The following is an 11,193-nucleotide window of genomic DNA, read 5'->3' as shown; positions in this document are numbered from 1 at the left end:
CCCATGCACCCGCGCCAACTCACGCAACACCCGCACCCCACCAAAACCACGATGCTCCAAGTCCTCCCACAACCGCTCCTGCACCGCACGCGCCCGCTCCACAAACGACGCCCCCACCGACACATCCACCTCACACAACACCAACCCCGTGAAATCACCCACCACATTCCCCACATCCGCATGCACCGGCAACCGCTCACCCACCGTCAAATTCACCGTGAACCGCGGATTCTTCGCCCACAACCCCAACACCTCCGCATACGCCGCCAACAACACCACCGACGGCGTCACCCCCAACCCAGCCGCCGCCTCCTTCAACCGACCCCACCGCACACCATCCAACCGAAACTCACGCCGCACAAAACGCGTCGCCGCACCCTCCACCACCGGAACCAACGGCAACTCCGGAGCCGCCGCCAACGACTCCACCCGCCCCAACCAATACTCCCGAGCCCGCTCAACCGCAGCACCCTCCGACACCGCACCCACCGACAACACATAATCCCTGAACGACAACCCCAACGACGGCAACTCCGCATCAACATCCACCCACAACCGCGCCCACTCACCCAACAACACACGAATCGACGACGCATCCGCCACCAACAAATCCACACTCACATGAACACGGAACACCCCACCAGGAAGCCGCTGCGCCCGAAACTCAAACAACGGCCACACATCCGCCGGCCGCACCTCATGCGACAACTCATCCCGCACCGCCGCCACCCGCACACCAGCATCCTCCACCGACAACCCAGACAAATCCTCAAACCCAACCCGCACCTCACCAACCTCACCCAACACCTGCTGCCGACCATCCGACCGCACCACACACCGCAACATCTCATGCCGCTCCACCAACCGCCGCAACACACCCTCAGCCCGCACCACATCAAACTCCACCGACTCAAACTCCAAATACAAATGAGTCGCCACATCACCCAACTCAAACAACCCACCCCGACCCAACCAATACGCATGCTGCACATCCGTCAAACCAAACGGCTCAAACCGACCACCCTCATCCACCACCAACACCGCAACCTCAGAAGCGTCCACCGGGTCGGTGGTCCGGACGGCGCGTTCGATGGTCTCGGCCAGGACGTCGAGCGTCGGGGTCTCGGCGAGCTCGTGCAGGCGCAGGCTCACCCCGAGGTCGGTCTCGACGATGACCTGGAACTGGATGGCCGCGATGGACTCGACGTACAACGGCTCGTCGGCGGACGGTGCCTGCTGCCCGGTCGCCTCGGCGTACACCTCGCGGAGGTAACGGCGCAGCGCCTCGAGCCGCTCGGCCGCGTCCAGCGCGATCAGGTCTGCCCGGTCGAGCGACCGTGTGGATTCCTCGGCGAACGTCACCGGGCACCTCCAGGAGAGACGATCCGTCAGGAGGCAAGACTTCCCAGTGCGCGGCGAGGCGGTAAGGCTCGGCGGACGCAAAAGAACGTCACCACTGAACGGCCCCCCGGTGGTACCCGTTCGAGCATCACGACCGAGCCGTCTTGTTGGTATCGCCCTTCTGGGCTTCGCGTGTGTGCTCCGATGCGCTCCCATCGAATACGGCCCTATCGATCACGCAAGGAGAAGACGTGAGACGTTCTCAAGTCGCGGCGCGACGGCGTAGCGGACGGTCACTACTCTGGCTCGCACCGCTGATCGTCGTCGTTGTGGCGGCCGGTGCGGTCATCATGGCGGCGCGACAGTCCCCCATCACCCCTGATGGCACTCCGGTGACCATTGCCGATATGCTCAAGGACTATCGCGGTAACCCAGGGCCACGGCGGTCGGACATCGGCGGTCCCGAGAAGCTTCCGTTCAAGCCGGCCAAGGACCTCAAGGGCTTCGCGGTTCCCGCGGCGGGCATCTACACCTACGCCACGACGGGCAAGGACTGGATCGAGCTCAACGGCAAGGAGTACACCCGGCCGTTCCCGACCACCACGTACGCGAGCGTCCACCAGGCGGGCGGGTGTGTTTGGGAGATGTACTTCCGGCCGATCGCGGAGCACACCGATGCGCATCGTCAGTGCAGCGCTCCGGGTGAGTATCTCTGCCTGGCCCACATGCAGAAGGTCGAGTTCGCCGGCATCGAGGCCGACGAGAGTCACCGCTGCCATCCCGGCCCGATGATCCAGGTCGGCGGTAAGGCGAGCAAACCCGGCGGGGTCGAGGAAACGGTCTGCCACGCCGAGGACAACAGCGCCCGCATCGTGATCAAGTATCTGGCCACCGAACCGATAACGGTGGGCGGAGAGAAGCGGAACGCGCACCATATGCGGATCGACAGTTACATCAAGGGGGACGACATCAACGGGACGGCGGTTGCGGACGTATGGTTCGACACCAAGGACGGCATGTACCTCAAGATGGTCCGCATCGGTGACATCAGGGCGACGGTGAGCGGCGAGACCGGCCACTACAAGATCAACGCGACGTACACCTTGCAGTCGCTCAAGCCCCAGGTGTGATTCGCGGCTCCTCACCCACTGTCACAGCGGTGTGATCACGGCCCGTGGGGTCGTCCGGCGTGAAAGACCGGGCGGCCCTTCAGGCGTTCCGGTGCCCTTCACCGTGCCGGAGGATGATGCCCCGCGCTAGCGGCTGACGGCGGCGCGGATGCGGTCCAGGACCTCCGCGCGACGCGACTCGACGAAGAAGTGCTCCCCCGGGAGCATGAGGAGGTCGAACTCGCCCAGGGTGTGCATCGCCCAGGCGGCCATCCCCTCCGTGGACGTACGAGAATCGTCCGTCCCGGCGAACGCGACGACGTCGCAGGCCAGCGGACGGCCCCGGCCGTACTTGTAGGTCTCGGCCGCCTGGAACTCCGCGCGCAATCGCGGCTCCGCCACAGCGCGCACCTCGGGGCTGTCCAGGAGTTCTCCCGGCGTGCCGCCGAGTGCCGCCACCTCGTCCCAGAATCGATCGGGCTCCAGGGCGTGCAGCACTGGCCCGGGAGACTCCAGGTGCGGGGCGACGCGGCCGGAGGCGAACAGCACGCCAGGGCCGCCCCACCCCCTTTCCTGCAACGTCCGCGCGGTCTCGAACGCGACCAGGGCGCCGAGGCTGTGCCCGAAGAACGCGGTCCGCTGAGCGCCGCAGGGACGGATTCTCTCGGCACACGCGGCCGCAAGGCCCGTCACAGAGGGCTCGTCCCGGCGGGACGCTTCCGTCAAGCCGTTGTAACCGGCGACGTGGATCTCGACATCCGGCCCGAGCTCGTCGGCCCACTCCCTGTACATCCCGCCCAGACCACCGGCGTGGGGGAAGCAGTAGAGCAGGGTGCGCGAGCGGCTCTTGGCCATCGGAGCGGACAGCGCCATCCCAGGTATCCCTTACTCGTCGAGCATCCGCGTGACGCTGGGCACGATCACCGCCTGGGTGATCACGACCAGTCCCAGCAGGACGGCGACCGCCTGCCACAGCGCGCTCGTGGTCGACCCCTCCAGCGGGCCGGTCATGAGCGCGCGCACCCCTTCGACGACATAGGTGAAGGGGTTCCAGACCACGATCGCCTCAAGCCAGTCGGCGAGCAGGTTCGGCGGGGCCGCGGCCGGGCTGGCGAAGAGCAGCAGGATGGACAGCGGGGCCATGGCCAGCGGAGCCTGCGGGTTCTCGGTGCGGAGCGCCACCACGTAGAACAGTCCCCCGTACGCCACGGACCACAGGGAGCACAGCACCAGCAGACCGAGGACACCCGGGATGCCGCTCTCGACGCGGGCGCCGAGCGCCAGGCTCACCAGCAGGACGACGATCACCGCGGGCACCACCCGCACCGCGTCGAAGGCGAGCCGGGACAGCAGCAGCGACATGGGGCGGATGGGCTGGAGGCGGAGCCTGTCCATGAACCCCGTCTGGGAGTCCAGGATGAGTGAGGTCGCCGAGTAGCCCGCCCCCATCATGCCGGTGAAGAGCAGCATGCCGGGCGCCATATAGGCGGCGTAGGGGTCCACGGGGAAGCCGGGTACAAGGGCCATCCGCTGGTAGCTCGAGGCCACCAGCGTGATGACGAAGAGCGGGAAGAGCACCGGGAAGATGAAGGCGATGACGGGGCTGCGGGTTCCTTCGCGCAGGTTGCGCCGGAGCAGCGTCCAGGTGTCGGCCGTGATGCCGCGCCCGCTCATGAGCCACCGCCCCGGGAGTTGACGATGGTCCGGCCGATCGCGGCCACACCCGTCGCCTGCCGGTCAAGGCCGCCGTCGCTTTCGACACTCTCTCCGGTCAGGCGCATGAACACTTCCTCAATCGTCGGATCCGCCAGTGCCACCGATTCCAAGCCGATTCCCAGATCGCGGAGGTTCCCGAGGATCTCGGGGAGCCGGTCCTCCTGGCCGGACAGGTCGATCCGCAGCAGCGTGCCGTCGCTCTGGCACGCCGCCTCTCCGAGGAGCTCCGCCATGGCGGTGCGGGCCTCGGCGGAGGCGTCCCACAGCCGGAGCACCTTGCCGCTCAGGCCGTTCTTCAGGGCGGCGGGAGTGTCCACGACGAGCAGGTTCCCGTTGCCGAGAATCGCGATGCGGTCGCACAGCTCGTCCGCCTCGTCCAGGTACTGGGTGGTCAGGAAGACCGTTCCGCCGTCGTCGCGATATTCGCGGATCAGTTTCCACAGCGCCCGCCGGCTCTGCGGGTCCAGGCCGGTCGTCGGCTCGTCGAGGAACAGCACCGAGGGGCGATGGATGAGGGCCATCGCCGCGTCCAGGCGGCGCCGCATGCCCACCGTGTAGGTCGCGACGAGCCGGTCGGCGATGTCGGTCAGGCCGAACCCGGTGAGCAGCTCGTCGATGCGGTCGCGGGCCGCCGCCGACCTCATCGCGCGCAGCGAGGCGATGAGGGCCAGATGCTCGCGTCCGGTCATGAGGTCGTCGAGCGCCGCCTGCTGCAGCGACAGCCCCACCACCTCGCGGACCTGGGCGCGTTCCCGGACGACGTCGTGCCCGAGGACGGTGGCGGTCCCCGAGGACGGGCGCGCCAGCGTCGTCAGGATGCGGACGGTGGTGGTCTTGCCCGCGCCGTTGCGGCCGAGGTAGCCGAAGATCTCGCCGGGCGCGACCTGGAAACTGGGCCCGTCCAGCGCGACCGTGCCGTCTTCGTACACCTTGCGCAGGGCCTCTACCTCGATCGCCGACACGGCACCTCCACGAGAATGACCCATCCGAATATCGACCGTGACGGTCCGGAATCAACTGTCGCCGCGGTCGCCGGGGACGCCAAGAGCTGTCCTGTTCGCCCATCCGCTGTTCCCGTATGGCCATGCCCGGGGTGCCCGGACGGGCACGCCGGGAGCGGCGTCGGTCGAGGCTGCGGTGCGCGATTCGCCGGGCCGTACAACTGAGGGGATCCCGCCCGGCTGCCCAGCCGGCCATCCATTGTGAGGAGCAGGGATGCCCGTATTCCCGAGTGCCGAATGGCTGGACGAGTACGTCCGGTGCATGAACACATCCGAGGAGTTCGCGGATGCTGCCCGTACGTTCGAGGCCGACATCACCTACGTCTTCGAGGCCGATCAGGAAAAGGGCCTGCCGAAGGACATCTGGTGCCGTGCCGACTTCGCGGGCGGCATGTGCCGATGGGCCAAGTTCGATATCAGCCCGGAAGAGGGCGCGGGTTCGCAGTTCACCATCCGCGCCCCCTACACGGTGTGGAAGGACGTCATCCAGGGCCGTATCGACCCGATGGAGGGCATGCTCGACGGCGATCTGCTGGTGACCGGGCACCTCCCCACCCTGCTGCGGTACGTCCGGGCCGCCAACGAGCTCGTCACGCTCTCGGCCGCGGTTTCGAGCAGCTTCATCGACGACTGACCACCGCCGGGCTCCGTCCGAAAGGAATCACCGTGTACGACGTCATCGTCGTCGGTGCTCGCTGTGCGGGCGCCACAACGGCCATGCTCCTGGCTCGCGCCGGCCACAAGGTCCTTCTCCTGGATCGGGCGCGGTTTCCGAGCGACACCATGTCGACGCATTATGTCCATCAACCCACGGTCGCCCGCCTGGCCAAGTGGGGCCTGCTCGACGAATTGCTCGCGACCGGCTGCCCGCCCTTGAACGTGGCCCGCTGGACGCTGTCCGGTGTCTCCTTCACCGGCTGCGCGCCGCCCGTCGACGGCATCCGGTCGGCCGTCGGGCCGCGACGCTTCGTCCTCGACTCGCTGCTGGTGAACGCCGCCGTCGCCGCCGGTGCCGAAGTGCGCCAGGGCTGCAACGTGACCGAGCTGGTGTGGGAAGACGGCAAGGTCGTCGGTGTCCGGGCCCGCGACAGCCAGAACGGCACCAATGGCGCGTTCACCGAACGCGCTCGCGTCGTCATCGGAGCGGACGGTATCGATTCGATGGTGGCCCGCGAGGTCAAGGCGTCCCTCTACGAGGATTTCCCCACCTTCAACTGCCTCTATTACTCCTACTGGAGCGGCTTCACCGCCGATTACGAGGTCTATGTGGGCGGCCGCCGCGCGATCGGGGTGGTGCCGACTCACGACGAGCAGGTGATGGTCGGGATCCAGTGGCCGCGGGACGAGTTCGAGACCGTCCGGCGCGACACCGAAGCGGAGTACATGAAGGCGCTCACGTCGACGGCTCCCGAGCTGGCCGAACGCATGCGGGGCGCCAGCCGCGAAGCACGGTTCGTGGGGACCGGGCGCCTGCCGAACTTCTTCCGGACCGCCTCCGGGCCGGGCTGGGCGCTGGTCGGTGACGCCGGCTACCACAAGGACCCCGTGGGGGCGTACGGCATCAGCGACGCCATCCACCATGCCGACATCCTCGCGCGACATGTCGACAGCGGGCTGCGGGGGGACGTCCCTCTCGACGACGCGCTGGCGGCGTACGGCGAAGAGCGCGACGCCAAGGCCATGCCGGCCTACTACTTCAACCTGGAGGCGGCCAAGCTCGAGCCGCCGCCGGAACTCCTGGCGATCCTGCAAGCCATCGGCGACGACCAGGAGCAGATCGACCGCTTCTTCGGGCTGATCGCCGGCATCTACACCTGGGATCAGGTGTTCACCGAGGAACTCGTCGCACGCACGACCGCCGTGGCACCGGTGCTCTCCATGGACGCCGGCTGACGACCGCCGACCGCGAAAGGACGATTCCATGCCTCAAGCGTCCCCCCGTGAACCGCTCGACGGCGTCTCCGCGGACACCGAGCGGAAGCGGTCCGCCGAAGTGGTGCGCGCCGCGCTGGCGGAGGTCGTGAACGGCCACGACTACGCGGCCGCCGACGGCTATTTCACCGGCGACTTCACCGATCACCATCCGAACAGCAAGGGTGATCTGACCGGGTTCACCAAGCACCTGGCGACGCTCACCTCCCTCTTCCCCGATCTGCGGATGGAGATCGACCATCTCATCGCGCAGAACGACCGGGTGATGGTCTTCGGCACCTGGACGGGGCACCAGGCGGGCACCCGCCGCCCGCTGCGGTTCACCCGGGCCGACCTGTTCCAGGTCCGGGACGGCAGGATCGCCGAGCACTGGGACGTGGTGGACTACGCTCCGCTCACCGAGTTCGGCTACGAACCGCCCAGCCAGCGGCAGCCGGGGACGCCCCCCGACCGGCGCGCGTCCCCGGCCGAGGTGCGCAACATCGAGCTCGTCCTGCATGTCTGGGACAAGCTCATGGTGGAACATCGGCTCGACATCGCCGACGAGCATTACCTCCAGGACTACATCCAGCACAACGCGCTCGCCGCGCAATCGGGTGCGGGGCTGGAGGGAATGAAGGAGTTCTTCGCGGGGCTCTTCGCGGCTGCACCGGATTTCAGCAGCACCATCACGCACATCCTCGCGCAGGACGACCTCGTCGCGATCTTCGCCGACTGGTCCGGCCACGAGACCACCACCGGCATGGACCTGGACCTGTGCACGGCGGACATCCTGCGGATCGAGGACGGGCGCATCGCCGAGCACTGGGACGTCTTCGACTACGCGGCGGTCGCCAAGTTCGGCATCGCCCCGCCCGCCGAGCCGGCCTAGGACGGCGGCCGGCCGCCCGGCCGCCGCCGGTGCCCCCATCGTCGACTCCAAGGAAGCGGTTTCGGATGAGAGTGACCGCAGGTGCGGGCGTGGCCGTCCGGCTGATCATGATCGCCGCGTTTCTCGTCCCGTGCCTCGCTGCGCTGACCTGGGGGGCGGCACCGGCCGGCGCGCGGGTCGAGAAGGCGTCGGACGGCCGGCTCCAGAGCACGTCTCCGGTCGCGGAGTCGATCCTGCCGACTCAGCCGCACGTCATCGGCCTCGTCTTCGACGGGCCCGTGGACCTGCCGGGCGGCGCGATCCAGGTCTACGACGACCGCGGCCGGCGCGTGGACCTCGGATACGTCACCCATCAGCGCGACCGTCCGGAAACGGCGGTCACCCGCGTCCGCCACGGCATCGGCCGCGGGACCTACGTCGTGCGGTGGCGGGCCGAGACGAAGGACGGCCGGCCCCTGAACGGCACCTTCCGATTCTCGGTCGAGGCGGCGAGCCAGGCCGGTGATCTGACACCGAACTTCGCGGAGACGGGGCAGTCGACCCTTTACGCGTTCCGTACGGCCCAGGGGCTGGATGACGCCGCCCTCATCGTCTTCCTTGGAGCCGGCACCGCACTCATCCTGGCGGGCCGGCGTGGCGGCGGCGGGCGGAGAACCCTCCGTTACAGCATGATCCTCCTTGTCGTCCTGACCCTGCTCGAAGTGCAGTTGAGGGGCATGACGACTTCGGGGAGGGACCTGTCCGCGATCTTCTCCTGGACCATGATGGCCGAGACTCTGGCCACGCCGTTCGGGCTTCTTCTGGCGGCCCGGCTGTTGCTGATCAGAGCGATGGTGGGATGCCTGCCGTCCAGCGCCCGCCCTCCGCGTCATGGCCTGCTGAGGTGGTCCGGCTGCGCCGCTGCGCTTCTGATCGTGGACGCGTTCGCGGATCCGGCCGTCAACGGCGACCGGACAGCGGTCTCGGTCATCGTGAACGCATCGCATCTCGGTGCCGTGGTGATGCTGGCAGTGGTCTTGGCCATGGCCTTCCTCCGCGTCCGGCCGGAAGTCTCACCGCACGCACAAGGGCTTTCCGCCGTCGCCGCGACGTGCGCCGTGGCCGCCGTGGGCACCAGCGCTCTTCAAGTCTGGATAAGCCTGGACGGATCCTCGACGAACTGGTCCAGCCCGTACGGCGCGGTCCTTTACGTCAACCTGGGCACCGTTGCGGCACTCACCGCGATCACATGGGTCGTGTACGAGCGGATCCGCGGCGACTTCGGCACGGCCTCCTCGGCGGACGGCGAGCCTCCACTCCCCGTCCGTTCCGGCGCCTCCGCGCCCTCGGCCGATGGCGAGAGCTCCGTGTCCGTTCTCCAGCGCGATCAGGCGGCTCCGGAAAAGACGGCCGCGCCTCCGCTCCCCCGGAACCTCACCGCGTCTTCCGCCTTCCTCGGCGTCCTCGTCTTGATCACGGAGATTTTCGCGGTCTCGTCCCTGGGCTGATCCAGGAACACGCTGGGGCCGTTCGGACGCAACCGTCCGAACGGCCCCAGCGTGGTTCGTCAAGCGCGTACCGAGCAGAGCACCTTGAGACCGTCGTTCAGGTAGAGCTCCCGGCAGAGCCCCCGCTGGCGCTTTCCGGACGAGGTCTTCGGGATGCTTCCCGGCTTGACCATGACGACTTCGCGCGGCGCGTGATCGACCTCCGCGCGCACCCGCTCGAACACTTCCTTGGCCAGGGACTCCAGGCGATGGCCGGCGCCGCGGCCCTCGGCCACGATCACCATGCGCTCGGAGTCCGTCAGGGCGAAGGCGACCACACCGGCGCTACGGACACCGGGGACCTGCTCGGCCACCTGCTCGTAGTCCTCGGGGTAGAGATTCCTCCCGCCCACGATGATCATTTCCTTGATCCGGCCGCACAGGTACAGTTCCCCGTCGTAGAACAGGCCCAGGTCCCCGGTGGGCAGCCAGCCGTCGACGACGCCCGGCTCGCCGGCCCAGTAGCCCGCCATCACGTCCGGCCCTTTGATCGTCACCTCCCCGACCTCCCCCGGGGGCAGGTCGGTGCCGTCCCGGCCCCGGATGGCGATCTCCGTTCCCACCACCGGCCGACCGCACGAGACCAGAGGCCGCGTCGGCCGGTCGTACTCGCCGTCCGCCTTCACCTTGTCGGGATCCAGGAAGGACACCGGCTCGGCCGGGTCGGTCACCGACACCGCGAGCGTCGCCTCGGCGAGGCCGTAGGTCGGGCACAGGCTCCCCGGGCGCATCCCCGCCGGTCCGAAGATCTTGAGCACGTGCTCCATCACGTCCTGGGTCACCGGCTCGGCCCCGCAGAGCGCGACTCGCAGGCCGGACAGATCGAGCTCGCGGGGACGCAGTTCCTGCACCTTGGCCGCCAGGCCATAGGCGAAGTTCGGGGCCACGGTCACCGTCGCCCGGTGCTCGCTGACCGCGGTCATCCACGACCCGGGGCTCTGCACGAACGTCTCGGTGGCCATGACGACCACGTTCATCCCGTTGGCCAGGGCACCGGCCATCGAGACGATGCCCATGTCGTGATAGAGCGGCAGCCAGTGCACCAACGTGTCCCCCGGCTTCAGGCCGACCTGGCTCATGACGCCGCCGATGTGCTCCAGGAGCTGTCCCTGCCGGATCGGCACCGCCTTGGACGCGCCCGTGGTGCCCGAAGTGAACTGCAACAGCCCGAGGTCGTCCGGCTCGGGCAGATCTGGTACCGGGCCCGTTCCCGCCCGTGCCTCGAGGTCGGCGAACGAGATCACGGGCACGTCCAGCGGCCCGCCACCGGGTTCTCCCACCACGGCGACGGCCCCGGACGCGCTGACCCGCGAGCTCAGCACGTCCCCCTGGCTGCCCCGTGCGGCCGACGGGATCACCACCGGTACCGCGCCCATCCGCCAGATGCCGAACAGGGCGATGAGCATCTCGGGCGACGTAGGGGAGTTGACGCACACCCGATCGCCCCGCCGCACACCCGACGAGGCCAGCGCCTGGGCGGTGCCCCTCGCACGATGGAAGAGATCCGCCCGGTCGAGCACGGTCGGTTTAAGCGCGTCGTCCAGGAAGGTGAGCGCGCCCCCTCGCCCGGTCTCCACTGCCGCTGCGATCGAGTCGACGCCGGTGAGTCGAACGTCACGGTCCATGTGTGCCTCCGGTCCGCACTTCCGCTACCCATCTAGAGACGGGACTCTATGTCGCGGGCCGCATGTCGCAGA

Annotated in this window: 10 protein-coding genes; 5 read left to right on the top strand and 5 right to left on the bottom strand. The window is 68.3% G+C overall.

All coding sequences use genetic code 11. From position 1 onward, the window contains the following. Positions 1-1,362: condensation domain-containing protein (locus E1264_RS18635; protein WP_243711007.1), on the bottom strand; the 1,362-nt coding region annotated here is incomplete at its 3' end. 230 nt (positions 1,363-1,592) lie between these two features. Between E1264_RS18635 and E1264_RS18630 the strand changes: the two genes are divergently transcribed. Further along, on the top strand, positions 1,593-2,471 hold the full coding sequence (locus tag E1264_RS18630; RefSeq protein ID WP_132175151.1) for a hypothetical protein: 879 nt from the start codon (positions 1,593-1,595) through the stop codon (positions 2,469-2,471). Positions 2,472-2,597: 126 nt separating this feature from the next. Here the strand turns inward: E1264_RS18630 and E1264_RS18625 are convergent, their stop codons facing one another. The 3 genes from E1264_RS18625 to E1264_RS18615 are packed head-to-tail and all read right to left on the bottom strand — an operon-like array spanning position 2,598 to position 5,128. Then, a complete protein-coding gene (locus tag E1264_RS18625; RefSeq protein ID WP_132175149.1) occupies positions 2,598-3,323 on the bottom strand; it encodes a thioesterase domain-containing protein in 726 nt (241 codons plus the stop codon). A gap of 12 nt (positions 3,324-3,335) precedes the next feature. Then, a complete protein-coding gene (locus tag E1264_RS18620) occupies positions 3,336-4,124 on the bottom strand; it encodes an ABC transporter permease (protein ID WP_132175147.1) in 789 nt (262 codons plus the stop codon). Beyond that, positions 4,121-5,128, bottom strand: a complete 1,008-nt coding sequence (locus tag E1264_RS18615; protein WP_207936006.1) for an ATP-binding cassette domain-containing protein — start codon at positions 5,126-5,128, stop codon at positions 4,121-4,123. The genes E1264_RS18620 and E1264_RS18615 overlap by 4 nt, the downstream gene beginning before the upstream one ends. Positions 5,129-5,381: 253 nt before the next feature. Between E1264_RS18615 and E1264_RS18610 the strand changes: the two genes are divergently transcribed. From E1264_RS18610 to E1264_RS18595, 4 genes are all read left to right on the top strand, one after another. Continuing rightward, entirely contained in the window at positions 5,382-5,801 is a 420-nt protein-coding gene (locus tag E1264_RS18610) for an SCP2 sterol-binding domain-containing protein (protein ID WP_132175143.1), read from the top strand. A gap of 32 nt (positions 5,802-5,833) precedes the next feature. Beyond that, complete coding sequence (locus E1264_RS18605) at positions 5,834-7,060, top strand: NAD(P)/FAD-dependent oxidoreductase (protein ID WP_132175141.1); 1,227 nt, start codon at positions 5,834-5,836, stop codon at positions 7,058-7,060. 28 nt (positions 7,061-7,088) lie between these two features. Next, positions 7,089-7,970 carry an ester cyclase gene (locus E1264_RS18600; protein WP_132175139.1) on the top strand — a complete coding sequence of 294 codons (882 nt, stop codon included), beginning with the start codon at positions 7,089-7,091 and terminating at the stop codon, positions 7,968-7,970. Between the two features lie 65 nt (positions 7,971-8,035). Continuing rightward, on the top strand, positions 8,036-9,457 hold the full coding sequence (locus E1264_RS18595; RefSeq protein WP_132175137.1) for a copper resistance CopC family protein: 1,422 nt from the start codon (positions 8,036-8,038) through the stop codon (positions 9,455-9,457). A gap of 59 nt (positions 9,458-9,516) precedes the next feature. Here the strand turns inward: E1264_RS18595 and E1264_RS18590 are convergent, their stop codons facing one another. Further along, complete coding sequence (locus E1264_RS18590; RefSeq protein ID WP_132175135.1) at positions 9,517-11,121, bottom strand: AMP-binding protein; 1,605 nt, start codon at positions 11,119-11,121, stop codon at positions 9,517-9,519. Between the last annotated feature and the right edge of the window lie 72 nt (positions 11,122-11,193).

This window comes from Actinomadura sp. KC216 (assembly GCF_004348535.1).
Classification (GTDB): domain Bacteria; phylum Actinomycetota; class Actinomycetes; order Streptosporangiales; family Streptosporangiaceae; genus Spirillospora.
Note: the sequence above shows the minus strand (reverse complement) of the source record. Positions and strands in the feature narration are given on the sequence as shown.